The 17,009-nt window shown below is 70.3% G+C and carries 12 protein-coding genes; 9 read left to right on the forward strand and 3 right to left on the reverse strand.

Annotation, left to right across the window (positions count from 1 at the left end):
• Window positions 1–76 precede the first annotated feature (76 nt).
• The gene (locus CF165_RS45830; RefSeq protein WP_093953902.1) at window positions 77–901 is read left to right on the forward strand and encodes an SDR family oxidoreductase; all 825 of its coding nucleotides are present in this window, start codon (window positions 77–79) and stop codon (window positions 899–901) included.
• A 186-nt stretch (window positions 902–1,087) separates the two neighbouring features.
• On the opposite strand, the gene CF165_RS45835 is transcribed toward CF165_RS45830, so the two are convergent.
• Window positions 1,088–2,101, reverse strand: a complete 1,014-nt coding sequence (locus CF165_RS45835; protein WP_093953903.1) for a substrate-binding domain-containing protein — start codon at window positions 2,099–2,101, stop codon at window positions 1,088–1,090.
• Between the two features lie 160 nt (window positions 2,102–2,261).
• On the opposite strand from CF165_RS45835, the gene CF165_RS45840 reads away from it, so the two are divergent.
• From CF165_RS45840 to CF165_RS45870, 7 genes are all read left to right on the forward strand, one after another.
• Window positions 2,262–3,593 carry an MFS transporter gene (locus tag CF165_RS45840; RefSeq protein WP_240522123.1) on the forward strand — a complete coding sequence of 444 codons (1,332 nt, stop codon included), beginning with the start codon at window positions 2,262–2,264 and terminating at the stop codon, window positions 3,591–3,593.
• Window positions 3,594–3,607: 14 nt separating this feature from the next.
• Window positions 3,608–6,118 carry a glycoside hydrolase family 2 protein gene (locus tag CF165_RS45845; RefSeq protein WP_093953904.1) on the forward strand — a complete coding sequence of 837 codons (2,511 nt, stop codon included), beginning with the start codon at window positions 3,608–3,610 and terminating at the stop codon, window positions 6,116–6,118.
• Window positions 6,115–8,487 (forward strand): glycoside hydrolase family 3 N-terminal domain-containing protein, encoded by a 2,373-nt coding sequence (locus CF165_RS45850; protein ID WP_205661182.1) that lies wholly within the window; start codon window positions 6,115–6,117, stop codon window positions 8,485–8,487. The genes CF165_RS45845 and CF165_RS45850 overlap by 4 nt, the downstream gene beginning before the upstream one ends.
• Before the next feature lie 41 nt (window positions 8,488–8,528).
• Entirely contained in the window at window positions 8,529–11,036 is a 2,508-nt protein-coding gene (locus tag CF165_RS45855; RefSeq protein WP_093953905.1) for a glycoside hydrolase family 78 protein, read from the forward strand.
• Window positions 11,033–11,899: an alpha/beta hydrolase gene (locus CF165_RS45860; protein WP_093953906.1), complete on the forward strand. Its 867-nt coding sequence runs from the start codon at window positions 11,033–11,035 to the stop codon at window positions 11,897–11,899. The genes CF165_RS45855 and CF165_RS45860 overlap by 4 nt, the downstream gene beginning before the upstream one ends.
• A complete protein-coding gene (locus CF165_RS45865; protein WP_093953907.1) occupies window positions 11,896–12,660 on the forward strand; it encodes an SDR family NAD(P)-dependent oxidoreductase in 765 nt (254 codons plus the stop codon). The genes CF165_RS45860 and CF165_RS45865 overlap by 4 nt, the downstream gene beginning before the upstream one ends.
• A gap of 146 nt (window positions 12,661–12,806) precedes the next feature.
• The gene (locus tag CF165_RS45870; RefSeq protein ID WP_093953908.1) at window positions 12,807–14,630 is read left to right on the forward strand and encodes a flavin-containing monooxygenase; all 1,824 of its coding nucleotides are present in this window, start codon (window positions 12,807–12,809) and stop codon (window positions 14,628–14,630) included.
• A gap of 104 nt (window positions 14,631–14,734) precedes the next feature.
• On the opposite strand, the gene CF165_RS53200 is transcribed toward CF165_RS45870, so the two are convergent.
• A complete protein-coding gene (locus CF165_RS53200; RefSeq protein ID WP_240522124.1) occupies window positions 14,735–15,094 on the reverse strand; it encodes a hypothetical protein in 360 nt (119 codons plus the stop codon).
• A 77-nt stretch (window positions 15,095–15,171) separates the two neighbouring features.
• On the opposite strand from CF165_RS53200, the gene CF165_RS53205 reads away from it, so the two are divergent.
• Window positions 15,172–15,546: an SMP-30/gluconolactonase/LRE family protein gene (locus tag CF165_RS53205; RefSeq protein WP_240522125.1), complete on the forward strand. Its 375-nt coding sequence runs from the start codon at window positions 15,172–15,174 to the stop codon at window positions 15,544–15,546.
• Between the two features lie 25 nt (window positions 15,547–15,571).
• On the opposite strand, the gene CF165_RS54160 is transcribed toward CF165_RS53205, so the two are convergent.
• Window positions 15,572–16,945, reverse strand: a complete 1,374-nt coding sequence (locus CF165_RS54160) for an SAM-dependent methyltransferase (protein ID WP_439098555.1) — start codon at window positions 16,943–16,945, stop codon at window positions 15,572–15,574.
• Window positions 16,946–17,009: the final 64 nt, after the last annotated feature.

Raw genomic sequence — 17,009 nt, forward strand, 5'->3', positions numbered from 1 at the left:
ACCGGCTCAACTTGCGACTCAGTCTCAATGAGATGTATGGTCTCTCCGTAAGACGCAGTATCGAACGGAGAGTTTCATGAGCAAGATCTGGTTCATCACCGGCTCGTCCCGCGGCTTCGGCCGCCAGTTCGCCGAGGCCGCGGTCGCGCGGGGCGACAAGGTCGCCGCGACCGCCCGCAACGCCGCCTCGCTGACCGAGCTGGTCGCTGCGCACGGCGATGCCGTCCTGCCGCTGGCGCTGGACGTCACCGACAAGGCCGCGGTCACCGCGGCGGTCGAGCAGGCGCACCGGCACTTCGGCCGCCTCGACGTCGTCGTGAACAATGCCGGGTACGGCCTGTTCGGAACCGTCGAGGAGGTGACCGAACAGCAGGTCCGCGACCAGTTCGAGACGAACTTTTACGGCTCCCTGTGGGTCACCCAGGCCGCCCTGCCCCTCCTGCGCGCTCAGGGCAGCGGTCACCTCGTGCAGATCTCCAGCGTCGGCGGCGTCACCGCTTTCCCCAACCTGGGCATCTACAACGCCTCGAAGTGGGCACTGGAGGCGATGAGCGAGGCCCTCGCGCAGGAGGTCGCCGCCTTCGGGATCAAGGTGACTCTCGTCGAGCCCGGCGGCTTCGCCACCGACTGGGCCGGGTCCTCGGGCGTCTTCGCCGCGCAGTCACCCGTCTACGACGAGCTGCGTGCGGCCGTGGCCGCCGGCTGGCGCCACGTCGAATCCGGCGACCCGGCTGCCGCCGGTCCGGCTCTGCTCAAGGTCGTCGACGCCGGCCACCCGCCGCTGCGGGTGTTCTTCGGGACAGCACCGCTAGGGATGGTCCCGCAGGTCTACGCCGAGCGGCTCAAGACCTGGGAGGACTGGGCCGACGTCGCCACCGAAGCCCAGCGCACCACGGCCTGAAAGGGCCGTGAAGGGCCCCTCGGGACGAAGTGTGTGCCGAGGGGCCCTTCATGAAGTCGAGTCCGCCGTCCCGGAAAACCCGAAGTCACGGCGTCCGAAGCTCCTGCTTTCCGCGGCGTCAGCCTCGCGCGGTCATTCGTTACCGCGTCCGCGGTACGTGTGGAGAGCTGTGTTACCGCGGCCGCGTCAGGTGGTTTGCCCCGTGACGACGCGAAGCAGCGGCGCGGCCGCCGCGGCTCGTGGGATGTCGGTGTGGGCGAGTGCGGCGAGCAGTTCGGTGATGACGCCGTCCACGAACACCTGCATGTCGACCGCGATCGTGGTGAGGCGTGGGGTCCACAGCTGGCCGACGTCGGTGGCGTCGACGCCCGTGACCGCCAGCTCGCCGGGCACCGGCCGGCCGACCTGAGCGGCCGCGGCGAGAACGGCCAAGGCGACCTGGTCGTTGTAGGCCGCGACGCCGAGCGGGACGTCAGCCGGTAGTTCGCGCACGACCGCCGTCGCGGCGTCGAGAATCGTGGGAACCGCGATCGACAGCGGTGCGGACAGGCCACGGCGCCGGCACGCGGCTTTCACTCCGGCATACCTGGCGGGTCCGTAGGGGTCCGGGCGCCGGTCGGCGAGCGAGGCGTAGACGATCTGCCGCCGGCCACGGTGGGTGAGCTCGCCGACTTGCAGGTCCGCGATCTCGGCCTGCGGATCCCTCGCGGCACCGGACCGGGCATCGGCCGGTTTGGTCATGGCCGCGACGTTCGGCACGGTCGGCACGCCCTGGGCGGCCAGGCGCCGGCGGGCGGGCGCGTCCAGCGAGCCGAAGTCGACGACCGCGAGCGGCCGGAGTTTGATCAGTGCCGTCGCGGTGTGCGCCGGGTCGGCGCCGGCGAACCGGAGCACGACGTTGGAGCCGATGCTCGCGGTGTCGGTGGTGAGCCGTTCGAGGGCGTCCTGCAGGTTCTGGCCCACGGTCGTGTCGGGCATGACGACGACGATCGTGTCGCTGCGGCCGGTGACCAGGGTGCGTCCGGCCGGTGAAGGCCGGTAGTCCAGGGCTGCCGCGGCAGCGCGGACACGGGCGCGGGTTTCCTCGGGGAACCGCTCCTCCCGGCCGTTGAGGATGTGGCTGACCGTGGCGCGCGAGACCCCGGCGTGCGCGGCCACGTCGGCGGCGGTCGCGGGGCGGACGCGTTTCGTGATCGTCATCGGCCTTTCGATTCCTGCGGCAGCCTGCTCGACCGAACGTTCGCAGTCTAGCTTGCCGCCGAAGTATCGCGTGATACCTACTACCGCCGCTTAGGTATCACGTGGTACCAATGCACGCATCGCTCCCCACCACTGCCGATGGCTCGACAAAGGAGTCGCCATGCCGGACGTGACGCCAGACCCCGCTCCGCCCGCATTCGCCCCGCCCGACGCTGCGGTTGCCGCCGCCGGGTCTACGGCGACGGCTCGCTCTCCTGGCGACGTCCGGCCCAGGGTCGGCGCCCGTTACATCACCCTGCTGGTCCTCGCCCAGTTCGGGCTGTTCATGGCCATCGTTGCGTCGATGGGCTATTCGCTGAGCGTGCGTGTCGCGCAGCTCGCCCCGGGCAACCAGGGGGTTCTGGGGTTCGTCGTCGGTGCGGGATCCCTGATCCTGGTCTTCACCGGGCCGATCCTCGGCGTGCTCAGCGACCGGACCCGGTCGCGCCTCGGCCGGCGACGGCCCTGGCTGCCCGGCCTGATCGCCGTCGGCCTCGCCGGTTCCGTCATCGTCGCGCTCGCACCCGGCGTGCCCCTGCTGGTGCTCGGCTGGGTGATCGTGGAGATCGGCTTCGGCAGCGCGATGGCTGTGCTCACGAACTCCATGGCCGATCGCCTGCCCGCATCCCAGCGCGGCCGGGTGGCCGGTCTGGTCGGGGTGGCCCAGATGGGCGCGTCGATCCTCGGCGTCGCCGTCGCCAGTGTGTTCGCCTCGTCGAACCTGCTGCTGTTCCTGGTACCCGCCGGGGTCGGCGCCCTGCTCGCTCTGCTGTTCTTCGCCCTGGTCGACGAGCGCGACAGCCGGGACCTCCCCTTCGATGACCGGGTCACTGCGCGGCTGATCCTGTCGAAATACGTGTTTCCCGTGCGCCGCTACCCGGACTTCTCCTGGAACTGGCTGGGCCGGTTCCTGTTCAACTTCGGGCTGACCCTGGCCACCACGTTCACGACGTTCTTCCTTGCCAGCAAGCTCGGGGTCCCCGTCACCGAAATCGGCGGTCTCGTCGCGACCGTCGGGGCGATCAGCATCGTCGCCACCATGGGCGGAGCCGGGATCAGCGGCTACCTCTCCGACAAGCTTCGCCGCCGTCGTGCCTTCGTCTTCTGCGCCGGCGTCCTGTTCGTGCTGGGTTCGGTCACGATGGCGCTCGCCCCGGATCTGATCGTGCTCATGGCCGGCTCGTTCCTGGCCAACCTCGGCCTCGGCGTGTTCTCCGCGGTCGACCAGGCGCTGGTGCTCGACGTGCTGCCCGAACGCGACACCGAAGCCGGTCGCTTCAACGCCATCAACCAATTCTCCACGACGCTTCCGCAGGCGCTCGCCCCGTTCGCGGCCCCCTTGGTGCTCGCGGTCGCGGGAGGGGGCAACTACCCGTTGCTCTACGTCGTCTCCGGCGTTTTCGCGCTCGCCGGCGGCGTCGTCATCCTGCTCCGCGTCAAGAGCGTTCGCTGAGAAAGGACTCGACGATGACCCGCGACGATTTCAACACCGGCTGGAGCTACCGCCGGAAAGCGACCCCCTTCCAGGAACTCGGCGGCGCGGGCGACACGCCCTGGACGCCCGTGACGCTGCCGCACGACGCACTGATCTCTGCCGAACGCAGCGCGGACGTACCAGGCGGGCACACGAACGGCTACTTCCCGGGCGGCGCCTACGAGTACCGCAAGACCTTCTCCGCGCCGGTCGGGGACCGGGGCAAGCTCGTGTACCTGGAGTTCGACGGCGTCTACCGCGACGCGGTCGTGACGGTCAACGGCGCGCTCGCCGGCCGCCATGCCTTCGGCTACTCGCGGTTCCTGGTGCGCATCGACCCGCACCTGCACTTCGGCGCCGACAACGACATCCGCGTCGCGTGCCGCACCCACCTCGACAGCCGCTGGTACGCCGGCTGCGGAATCCACCGCGACGTGCACCTGGTCGTGAAAGAACAGGCGCACCTGGACCTCGACGGCGTCCGCATCACGACCCCGGACGTCGACGACGACCTGGCGGTCGTCGACATCACCGCCCGCGTCGGCAACACCGGACCGGTGACCACCACGCTGCGCCTCACCGCGGCGGTGATCGACGACGACGACGGCGCGGCCGTGGCCCACGGGACGTCCCCGATCACGCTGCTGCCCGGCGATGCCGACACGGCGCGGCTGCGGCTGCTGCTCGACCGGCCGCGTCGGTGGAGCGCGGAGACACCGACCCGGTATTCGGCCCGGATCGAGCTGGCACACGGCGATCAGGTCGTCGACGAGGAAGAGATCTTCTTCGGTGTCCGGACGATCCAGGTCGACGCGCGACGCGGCCTGCGCGTCAACGGAAAGCCGGTGAAGCTTCGCGGGGCGTGCCTGCACGCCGACAACGGCCCCCTCGGCGCGGCCGCGATCGGCCGCGCGGAGGAACGCAAGATCGAGCTGCTCAAGTCCGCCGGCTTCAACGCCATCCGCAGCTCCCACCACCCCGCGAGCAGCGCGCTGCTGGAGGCGTGCGACCGGCTCGGCATGTACGTCATGGACGAGGCGTTCGACATGTGGACGCAGGGCAAAAGCGATTTTGACTACTCGGCGGACTTCCCGCAGTGGTGGGAACGCGACCTGGAGGCGATGGTCGCCAAGGACTTCAACCATCCCAGCGTGCTCTTCTACAGCATCGGCAACGAGATCCCCGAAACCGGGACCGCCGACGGGGGCCGGTGGAGCCGGCGACTCGCGGAAAAGCTCCGGGCCCTCGACGGCACGCGGCTGGTGACCAACGGCATCAACGGGTTCGTATCCGCACTCGACGTCGTACTGGACGGGATGCGGCAGCAGCGGGAGGCGGGCACACCCGGCGGTGAGGACGACGCCGGCGTCAACGGGATGATGGCCGCCTTCAACGAGCTGATCGGCCAGGTCGTCGCCTCTCCCATGGTCTCCGAGCGCACCGAGGAGTCCTTCGCCGCGCTCGACGTCGCCGGGATGAACTACAGCGAATCCCGCTACGCCCTCGACCGCGACCTCTTCCCGGACCGGGTCATCGTCGGCACGGAGAGCTGGCCGTCGGTCCTCGACCGGACCTGGGCCCTCGTCCGGGAGTATCCGCACGTCATCGGCGACTTCACCTGGACAGGGCTGGACTACCTCGGGGAAACCGGCATCGGCCTCGTCCGGTACGCCGACCCGGCCGGCCCGGCCCCAGGGTTCTCGACCGGCTACCCCGGGCTGACCGCCTACTGCGGCGATCTCGACCTCACCGGGCACCGGCGTCCGGTGTCCTACTACCGCGAAATCGTGTTCGGCCTGCGGACCGACCCCTACCTCGCCGTACGCCGCCCGCAGCACCACGGTCGCCCGATCGCCGTGGCGACCCCGTGGGCGTGGAGCGACGTCGTCTCCAGCTGGAGCTGGCCCGGTTTCGAGGGCGAACCCGCGCACGTCGAGGTCTACGCCGACGCCGAAGAGATCGAGCTGCTGCTGGACGGTGCTTCGATCGGCCGGGCCACTGTCGGCGGCGAGCGAGCCTTCCAAGCCGACTTCGAGGTGACCTACCGGCCCGGCGAACTCGTCGCGATCGCCTACCGGGACGGCGCCGAGACCGGCCGGACAACGCTGCGATCGGCGACCGCCGGGATGCGGCTGGCGCTCACGGCCGACCGTGAACTGCTGCGGGCCGGCACCGGCGATCTCGCGTTCGTCGAGATCGCCGTCACCGACGACGCCGGCGTCGTGCAGAACGCCCGTGACGCCGACGTGCGCGTCACCGTGTCGGGTGCCGGGGTGCTGCAGGCGTTCGGCAGCGGCGCACCCGTCACCGAAGAGTCCTTTGCCGCGAACACTCATCGCACCTTCGACGGACGCGCGCTCGCCGTCATCCGGCCGACGGCGGCCGGCGCGATCGCCGTGACCACCGAGGCCCCAGGCTGCGAACCCGCCCAGCTCACCTTCCACGTCGCCGCCCCGGTGCCGGACCGGCTCGACGACGCCACCGACCTGCAGGAGATCGCGTGACCGACCTCGAGACGCTCGTCCGCAAGCTGGATCTGGACGAGAAGATCGCCCAGTTGCACGGCATGACACTGCCCGCGTTGTTCTCGATGCGCCCCGGGGCGGACCTGTCCACCGGCGAGGGCCGGAAGGTGGCGTTCTTCGTCGACACCGACCGCATCGCCCAGCTGCGTCCGCACGGTCTCGGGCACCTGTCGCTGGCGTGGATGCTGCCACTGGACGGCGGCGAACTGCGTCGCACCTTCGCCGACGTCCAGGCGAAAGCGCGTGAGGTGAGCCGGTTCGGCATCGGGGCGCTCATCCACGCGGAAGGCCTCAACGGCCTCGTCCACGGCACGGGCATCCAATTCCCCACCGCATGGGCGCAGGCCGCGACGTGGATGCCCGGCCTCATCGAACGCAGCACCGCGATCACCCGCGACCAGTTCCGCGACTACGGCATCCAGCTGTGCTTCTCCCCGGTGCTCGACCTCGCGCGCGATCCCCGCTGGGGTCGGGTGCACGAGACGTTCGGCGAGGACCAAGAGCTCGCCGCCCAGCTCGCCGTCGCGTTCATCCGCGGCATCCAGGGCACCGGCCGTGACACGGGGGTGCTGGCCACGGGCAAGCACTTCCTGGGCTACAGCAGCTCCGACGGCGCCCTCAACCAGGCACGCACCAGTCTCGGCCGCAGGCAGCTGGCCGACGAGTACGCCGAACCCTTCCGCCGGGCCATCACCGAGGCCTCGCTCGCGATCGTCATGAACTCCTACAACGAGATCGACGGCACCCCGGCCGCGGCGAACCGGTGGCTGCTCACCGACCTGCTGCGCGAGCAGCTGGGATTCACCGGTCTGGTCGTGAGCGACTACGACGCCGTCACGATGCTGCATTCGGTGTACCACGTCGCCGGTGACCAGCGGGAAGCCGCCGCCGCGGCGCTCTCGGCCGGGCTCGACGTCGAACTGCCCGCCGACGAAAGCTTCCGGAAGCTGCGTGAGGCCGTCGAAGCCGGCCTGGTGGGCGAGGACGCGGTCGACACCGCGGTCCGGCGCGTACTGGAGATCAAGCAAGACCTGGGGCTGGTGCCCGGCTTCGCGCCGCGCCGACCCCTGCGCCGGCCCGAACCACCCGACCGGACAGCGGCCGCGGCCATCGGCCGCGACATCGCCGAGCACGCCGTGACGCTCCTGGAGAACGACGGCACCCTCCCCCTGCGCCCCGGCGCCAAGGTCGTCCTCGCCGGCCGGCTCGCCGACGAGCTGCGTATCCACTTCGGCGCCTACACCGACGTCGCCAACGCCGAAGTCCCGATCGCCGTGCAGCTGATCCAGGCGGGTCAGGTTCCCGGCGTCGACCCCGACGAGCACTTCTTCACCGAGTTGTTCACCACCCGCATTCCCGGGATCGGCCCCCGCTTCGAAACGCTCACCCGCGAGCAGTACCCGGACACGCCGACACTGCTCGCCGCGCTCGACGCAGCGCCGGGACTGGACGTCACGTTCCTCGACGCGGGCTCACCCGATACGACCGACCCGATCGACACCGACGCCGTGCTCGACGCGGCGCGCGGCGCCGACATCGTCGTCGCGGTCCTCGGCGAACGCACGGGATGGGCTGGTGAGCACACCGCGGGAGAGGGACAGGCTTCGGCTCAGGTGCGGCTGCCCGGCAACCAGCACGAGCTCGTTTCGGTGCTCGCACAGGCGGAGGCCCCGCTGGTCTCGGTGCTCATCACCGGGCGTCCCCTCGTCGTCCCCGACGTCGCCGAAGCCTCCGCCGCGGTGCTGCTCGCGCCCCTGCTCGGCGCGCAGGGCCCATCGACCGTCGCGGACGCGCTCACCGGCGCGATCGAACCCGGCGGCCGGCTGCCGATGACGTTCCCACGGCACGTCGGGCAGATCCCGCTCTTCCACGGCCACCCGTACGGCAGCGGCTACGCCCACCCGACCGGACGTCGAGTGGGCTACAACGACCTCGAGAACGGCCCGCTGTACCCGTTCGGCCACGGCCTGGGCTACGCCCGGCTCGAGCTCGAATTGCTGGACGTGCACCTCTCCGACGACGGCGGGACCATCACCGCGCGCACGCGCACGACCAACCACGGCGGCCGGGACGGCTCCACGGTCGTGCAGGTCTATGCCCGCGACGAACACGGATCCGTCGTGCGGCCGGTCCGGCAGCTGCTCGCCTTCGAACGAGTCACGGTGACCGCCGGGAGCGTGGCCGACACCGCGCTCGAAGCGCCGGTCGACCGGCTGTTCTACACCGCCGACGACGGCACACGCGGCATCGAAGCCGGCGACGTCACGATCCTCGTGGGCACCAGCAGCGAGCAGATCGCGGGCACCCGCACCCTCGCGGTCCCGGCCAGGCGCGCGAGCACGCGATGACGGCACCGGCTCATTTCCGGACAGCACAAGGAGAAGCACCGATGCTCGACCAGTGGCAGGCTTCGTTCATCAGTGCGGCTGCGCCCTCGGCCGAAGGCGACCCGGCGCCGTACTTCCGCCGAGAGTTCGAGGTGTCTCCAGGGCTTCGGCGCGCGATGTTGCACGTCACGGCGCTCGGTATTGTCGCCCCCTACGTCAACGGCGTCCGCGTCGGCGACGAGGAGCTCATGCCGGGTTGGACCAGCTACCGGCACCGCCTCATGGTGTCCGGCCATGACGTCACCCACCTCCTGACGCCCGGTCCGAACGCCTTCGGGGCCGTCGTCGGCGAGGGATGGGCGGTGGGCCCGCTCACCTGGGAGAATCGCCGGCACAACTACACCGACCGGCCGGCGTTGCTCGCTCAGCTGGAACTGGACTTCGGCGACCGCGTGGAGGTCCTCGGCACCGACGGCTCGTTCCGCGTGGGCACCGGCGGTGTGCGGGCGAACGGCATCTACGCGGGGGAGACCTTCGACACCCGCCTCGAACCGGACGGCTGGGATCGGCCCGGTTTCGACGACACCGGCTGGAACCGCGCCGTGCCCTTCGTGTGGGACCGGAAGACGCTGCAGGTGCCCACGGCACCACCCATCCGGCGCATCGAAGAACTCGCGCCGAAGGAGATCCTCACCAGCCCGGCCGGGCGCACGATCGTCGACTTCGGACAGAACTTCTCCGGCTGGGTCCGCATGACCGTCACCGGCGAAGCCGGGAAGACCATCACGCTGCGCCACGCCGAACTGCTCACCCCCGGCGGAGAACTCGACACCGAAACCAACCGCACCGCCGCCGCGACCGACCGGTACACCCTGCGCGGTGACGGCGAGGAATCGTGGGAACCACGGTTCACCTTCCACGGGTTCCGCTACGTCGAGGTCGACGGGTGGCCCGGAGAACCGGGCGCCGACGCGATCCGCGCCGTCGTGATCCACACCGACATGGCCCGCACCGGCTGGTTCGAAACGTCGCACCCCCTGGTGAACAAGCTGCACGAGAACACGGTGTGGTCCATGCGCGGCAACTTCGTCGGCATCCCCACCGACTGCCCGCAACGCGACGAACGGCTCGGCTGGACCGGCGACATCAACGCCTTCGCCCCCACCGCGGCGTTCCTCTACGACGTCAGGGGCGTTCTCGGTTCATGGCTGCGCGACCTCGCCGCCGAACAACAGGAGACCGGCAACGTGCCCATGGTCGTCCCGGACGTCCTCGCGACGGGATCCACCCCGACTGCCTTGTGGGGCGATGTCGCGATCAGCCTGCCGTGGCTGCTGTACCAGGAGTACGGCGACCCCGCCATCCTGCGCGACAGCTACGCCTCGATGACCGCCTTCATGCGGCAGATCGAACCCGCGCTCGACGAGCACGGGCTGTGGAGCAGCGGGTTCCAGTTCGGCGACTGGCTTGATCCCGACGCCCCGGCCGGCAACCCCGCCGGCGGGAAGACCGACGCCCACCTCGTCGCCGGCGCCTACCTCTGCAAGACCACCCGGGAACTGGCCCAGGCCGCCTCAGTCCTCGGAGAAACCGAGGACGCCGAGCACTTCGGCCAGCTCGCCGAACGCGTCCGCGCGGCTTTTCGCCGGGAATACGTGACCGAAGCCGGCCGGGTCGTCAACGAGTCCGCGACCGCCTACGCGCTGGCGATCATGTTCGGCATCCTCGACGACGACCAGCGCGCGACAGCGGGACGGCAGCTCGCCGAGCTGGTGCGGAAGGCCGGATTCACCATCTCCACCGGTTTCGCCGGCACTCCGCTCATCACCGACGCACTGTCCGGCACCGGCCACCTGGTCGAGGCTTACGAACTGCTCCTGCAGAAGAAACCGCCATCGTTCCTCTACCCGGTGACGATGGGCGCCACCACCATCTGGGAGCGGTGGGACTCGATCCTGCCGGACGGCACCCTCAACTCCACCGGCATGACGTCCCTGAACCACTACGCCCTCGGAGCGGTGGCCGACTGGCTGCACCGCGTCGTCGGCGGCCTCGAACGCGCCGAACCCGGGTGGCGGCACATCCGCATCGCGCCGAAACCGGGCGGCGGCCTGCGGTCCGCACACACCGCGCACCAGACCGTGCTCGGCCGCGCGGAAGTCCGGTGGACCCACGGCGACGGCGAGATGCACGTCGAGGTCACCGTGCCGCCGGGCGCGACCGCGACCGTCGAGCTGCCCCGGCACCCCGAGCAGCTCGTGGAACACGTCGGATCCGGGAGCCATTCGTGGCGCTATCCCGCACCGGACGAATCCGCGAAGTTCGACATGGACACGCCCCTGTGGGAGATCCAGCGAAACGACACGGTGTGGGCGGCCATCGTCGAGGTGCTCCGCTCGTACTTCCCCGGCGTGCCCATCGAATCCGGCGGAGACCGCATGGGAATGATGTCGCTGTCCACCGTCGCGGCGAGCCTGCCCGACGGGGGTGCCGCCGAACTGGAACGGGTCCTTGAGGCCGCCCTCAAATCCGAGGAGAGCCTGGCCGCCGGTGCCGAGGCTCAGGCATGAGGAAGGCAGCCGCCCGAGCGCTGAACGCGCTCACCGCGGGGCTCGACATCCGGGACGATGCCGTACCGGGCCGCCATGGCACCATCCCGGTCCGCCGCTACCGCGCGGGCCCGTCACCGGCCGGCCGGCTGATCTGGCTGCACGGTGGCGGGTTTTCCAGCGGCGGCCTCGACCAGCTCGAATCCCACGCCGTGGGGGCCGCTCTCGCCTGGCGAGGGATCGACGTCATCGCGGTCGATTACCGCCGCGTGCCACCGTGGAACCCCTTCCGCGATCCACGTCCCGGCTCGCTGACCGGCATCCGGTTCCCCGTGCCGCTCGACGACGTCGTCGACGCTTTCGCCTCCGAACAGGACACCGCCCTGCTGGGCGGCGCCAGCGCAGGTGCCTGCCTCGCGGCCGCTGCCGCGCTCAGGATGCACACTGAGGGCCGTCCGATGCCCGCCGGGCTCGTGCTGGTCTACGGCTGCTTCCACGCCCAGCTTCGTCCGATCCCCGATGAACTGCGGCAACGGATACGCGGCCGTCACGGAATCTTCCAGTTCCGGCCCAGCACCGTCCGGCGGATGCACCACAACTACGCCGGCTCCGAAGAAGCACTGGCCGACCCGCTGGCCTTCCCCGGCGGCCACGACCTCCCGCCCCTCCCGCCAACCTTCATGGTCAACGCCGACCGCGACGCACTGCGGGCCTCCGGCGACGCCTTCGGACGCGAACTCACCACCGCCGGCACGCCGGTCGACCACCACCTCGTACCCGAGGCCATGCACGGATTTCTCGACCGCCCACACACCCGGCAGTTCACCGCCGGCATCACCCTCATCGCCAACTGGGCCGAAACACACAGCAGGGGTATCGAATGAACACCAACAGCTTCGCCGGCAAGAGCGTGATCGTGACCGGCGGCGGGGCAGGGATCGGCCGGGCAGTGGCGCTGCGGTTCGCCGCGGAAGGAGCCCACGTCGTGGTCGCCGACATCAATTCGGTCGGAGCACAGGCGGCGGTCGAGGAGCTCACCGCCGCCGGCGGCACCGCTGTCGCGGCGGTCGGCGACCTGAGCGACCAGCAGGTGGTCGACCGGGTCGTGGCCACCGCCGTCGAGCAGTACGGCGGGGTGGACATACTGGTCAACAACGCCGGGGTCATGGACGCCATGACCGCCGCCGCCGACGTCACCGACGCAGAGTGGGAACGGGTGATCCGGATCAACCTCACCGCGCCGTTCCTGCTCAGCCGGGCTGTCGTGCCGCACATGCTGGCCCGGGGCAAGGGGGCGATCGTCAACACCGCGTCGGAGGCAGCCCTGCGCGGCAGCGCCGCGGGAACCGCCTACACCGTCTCCAAGCACGGCGTGGTCGGGCTGACCAAGTCGCTCGCGGCCATGTACCGCAACGACGGCATCCGGACCAACGCCGTCGCGCCGGGCGCGACCAGGACCTCGATCCTCGGTGCCCGGCCCGAGCCCGGACACGGCCCGGCCGCGCTCGCTGCCTACACCGCCAACTTCGGCCGCGTCGCCGAGGTCGACGAGCAGGCCGCCGCCATCGTCTTCCTCGCCTCGGACGCGGCGAGCAACATCAACGGCGTGGTCCTGCCGGTCGACAACGGCTGGGCGGCGATCTGAGCGTCGGTCATCTCAGCGAGCGGAGACACCTTCCCGTGTCTCTCATCGAGACTCTCGACACCGCCGTCTGCTCTTCTTGATCTCTGCCAGTATCTACGACCCCGCAGCACAGTCACGTCCTACCTCAGGTAGGCAGAAGGGACCGCATGTCCGCCCACTCGGCCTCCCCGGACCGCAGGCGCTTCACCTCGGAGGAACTCGGGTTCGATCCCGAAGTCCTGCGCGCGAAGTACCGCACCGAACGTGACCGGCGGCTGCGGCCGGACGGAGCGGCCCAATACCGGCGAGCGGTTGCGGAATTCGGCTACGCCGCCGCCGATCCCTACACCGAGCGCGCCGAGCGGGCGGCAGTGGGCGACCGCGTCGAGGCGGTCGTCGTCGGGGGCGGGTTCGGTGGACTGCTCACCGGCGCCCGCCTGCGGGAGGCCGGCGTGGCCGACATCCGGATGGTCGACGAGGCGGGCGACTTCGGCGGCACCTGGTACTGGAACCGCTATCCGGGCATCCACTGCGACATCGAGTCCTACGAGTACCTGCCACTGCTGGAGGAAGTCGGCTACGTCCCGAAGTGGCGCTATGCCCCCGGAGAAGAGATCCGGCAGCACGCGGTCGCCATCGCCAAGCACTACGACCTCTACCGTGACACCCTGTTCCACACCCGGGTAACCGAGCTGCGCTGGGACGACGAAGCCGCCGAGTGGCAGGTGCGCACCGACCGCGGCGACGACTTCCAAGCACGCTACGTCGTGGTGTCCTCCGGCACCCTCACCCAGCCCAAGCTGCCGGGCATCCCGGGCATCGAAACCTTCCGCGGGCACACCTTCCACACCAGCCGCTGGGACTACGGCTACACCGGCGGCACCGCCGACGGCGGCCTGCACAAGCTCGCCGACAAGAAGGTCGGTGTGGTCGGCACCGGCGCCACCGGCATCCAGGTCATCCCGCACCTCGGCCGCGACGCGCAGCACCTGTACGTCTTCCAGCGCACCCCCTCTTCGGTGGACATGCGCGACAACCGCCCCACCGACCCGCAGTGGACGGCGTCGCTGAAACCGGGCTGGCAGCGGGAACGGATGGAGAACTTCCTGACCGTCGTCACCGGCGGCCACGCCGAACACGACCTGGTGGGCGATGGCTGGACCAGCACTGCCCGGCTGCAGCGCAAGATGCTTCCCGGTGACGTCGAGACCGGTCTGTCGGCCGAAGATCGCGAATACGTCGACGAGATCGCGGATTTCCGGAAGATGAACCAGATCCGCGCCCGCGCCGAGGAGATCGTGCAGGACCCGGCGACAGCCGAACTGTTGAAGCCGTGGTATCGCTACATGTGCAAGCGTCCCACGTTCAGCGACCTCTACCTGCAGACGTTCAACCGCCCCAACGTCACCCTCGTCGACACCGCCGACTTCGGTGGTATCACCCGCATGACGGAAAACGCTGTTGTCGTCGGCGACGCCGAGTACGAAGTGGACTGTGTCGTCTTCGCCACCGGCTTCGAGGCCGGCATCTCCGGCGTCGTCTCCGGCACCCTGCCGGTGTACGGGCGCGACGGCATACCTCTGCTGCAGGCGTGGAGCCAGGGGCCCAGGATACTGCACGGCTTCTACAGTCACGGCTTCCCGAACCTGTTCCACCTGGGAGCACTGCAGAACACCGCCGCCGTCAACTTCGTGCACATCCTCCAGGAACAGGCCACCCACATCGGCGAAGTCGTCACCGCGGCTCGCAAGCACGGCGCCCGCCGCATCGAACCCAGCGTCGTAGCCGAGGACGCCTGGATCGCCACCATCCGCGCCAACGCCCGCGATAACTACGCCTTCCAGGCCGAATGCACCCCCGGCTACTACAACAACGAAGGAAAACCCCGGCCGGTCAGCAACTCCTACGGGCCCGGCCCGGTCGCCTTCCACGACCTCCTCCGCCGCTGGCGCGCCGACGGCGGTATCAACGATGTACTGGTGGATGCGTGAGCGGTTCCGGACCAACCTGCTGACCCGGCCGACGTCCCTGCGCGGCTCGAACGGGATCGCTTTCGGCCGGACGGCCGCCTGTACGTGGCGCAGTTCCCGGCCGGTCAGATCAGCGCCGTCGACCTGGCCTCGGGTGAATCCAGGGGGTCGTGCCGGCGGACGGCCCAGTGCAGGCGCTTGACGACGACCTCGCGTTCGACGCCGACGGGTCGATGTACATCACCGACCTGCTCGCCGGCCGGGTGTGGCGACGGAGTCCCGACGCCGAGTTCACCCTCGTCACCGGTGAGGTGCGGCTGCCCAACGGCATCGCCTGCATCGGCGACCGCGTGTTCGTCAACGAGATGACCCCCGACGGCCGGCTGCTGGAACTGGGCGACGACGGCCCTGTCGTGCTCACCCAGGGGCTTGCGATGGGCAACGCCATGCAGGTCGGCCCGGACGGCCTGCTGTACTACCCGCACATGCTCACCGGCGAGGTGTTCCGGATCCCCGCCGACGGCGGTGCGCCCGAGCCGGTCGCCGTCCGCTTCGAGCCGGTGTGCTGCACGTGCTTTCCCGTGGCGCGGCCGGCATCGTCACCCGCATCGACCTGTTCGGCACCGGTACCCGGTCGCTGGTCACCAGCGATGTGCCCGGCCTCGACAACGCCGCCTTTAATGCCGAGAACCGCATGTTCGTCTCCAGCTACGCCGCCGGCGGGATCACGGAGCTGCACCCGGACGGGCGCACCCGCGAAGTCGTCCCGCGGGGCTCGGCCGGGCCATACGGGATGACGGCCGACCTCGGCGGCACCGTGCACGTCGCCGACCACCACCGCCTCACCCGCCTGCAGGCGCCCGGCGACGAGGTCGCCACCACCGAGCTGCTCACCTTCGCCCACGGATCGTCGCCGACGGCGGGCTGCTGCACGTGACGTCGCAGTACGGCCAGGTCCGCACCTACGACCGGGACACCCGGTCGGTGCGCACGCGGCCGCCGGGCTGGACCAGCCCCTGGGTATCGCCGTGCGCCCGGACGGCACCCTCGTCGTCGCGATCGACGCCGACACCCTCACCGTGCTCGCCGACGGGCTCGGCCGGCCGGTCGACGTCGCCTTCGACGCCGACGGCCGGTGCTACGTCGGCGACGAGGACCGCGGTGTGATCCACCGCCTCGACGACGATGTCCTCGCCGTGGGGCTCGACCGTCCACAAGGGATAGCCGTAGGCGACGGTGTCTTGTTCGCCGCCGAGACCGGGCAGGGTCGCGTCGTCGCCGTCGACCTGGGCACCGGCGAGTGCCGGACGGTGGCGGCGATCCCGGCGGCCGAACCGGCCGCCGCGGAGCAGCCGGCGTTGTTCGCGCACGCTTGCCCGGGGTGCCGGGGCCGTTCGCCGGCCTCGCCGCGGCGGCCGACCGGTCGCTCTACCTGGCCGCGGGCGGCACCGTCCTGCACCTCGCCCCCACGGAGCACCATGAGCACCACCGCCGCACCGCCCCGGCGGCAGATCCTGCAGGCGCTCAGCGGCCTGCTGCTTGCCCTGTTCGTGTCCACCCTGAGCAGCACTGTGGTCTCCACCGCCCTGCCCCGGATGCTGCACGAGTTGCGCGGCTCGGCCACCCAGTACGCCCGGGTCGTCACCGCCACCCTGCTCGCCGTCGAAGAGTGCGGCGACCTCGGTGTATGTGCGGAAGTACATCGGGTCCCGGCTGTTCTTCATTGCTTCGGTGACGGCCGCCATGGCCTGTGGTGTGTGGTCGGCGGTCAGGTGTGACAGCGCAAGAAGGCTCCCTGGTGGCAGGGCTGCGCGGTAGTCGGCGACGATCTCGCGTGGCCGCAGGTCGTCCGGGACGAAGTGGAACACCGCGACCATCAGCAGCCCGATCGGACGGCTGAAGTCCAGCATCGTCTGCACGTCTGGTGAGGTCAGTACGGCGTGGGGGTGGCACAGGTCGGCCGCGACCACGGTGGCGTTCGGGTTGCCCTCGAGGATGAGGCGGCTGTGGGCGACGGCGACCTCGTCGTAGTCCACGTACACGACCCGACATCCGGGATTGGCGTTTTGGGCTACCTCGTGCACGTTGCCGACGGTGGGGATGCCGGAGCCCAGGTCGAGGAACTGGGTGATCATGTACCGCACCGCGCGGCGTAGGAACGCCCGGTTGGACGCGGCGACCTGCCGGCCCGATGGCAGGACCGCGATGACCTTTTCGCCGACGGCGCGGTCGGCGTCGAAGTTGTGGTTGCCGCCGAGTAGCCAGTCGTAGACCCGGGCGGCGCTGGGCAACCTGACGTCTACGCCCTCGGGAATCCGCTCACCCGCCACAGACACCGCGCACCGCGCACCGCGCACAGATCGATCTTCCCAAGTCCCGTCGTCACGCTGAGACAATGGC

The sequence above is a fragment of the Amycolatopsis vastitatis genome (genome assembly GCF_002234595.1).
Classification (GTDB): Bacteria; Actinomycetota; Actinomycetes; order Mycobacteriales; family Pseudonocardiaceae; genus Amycolatopsis; species Amycolatopsis vastitatis.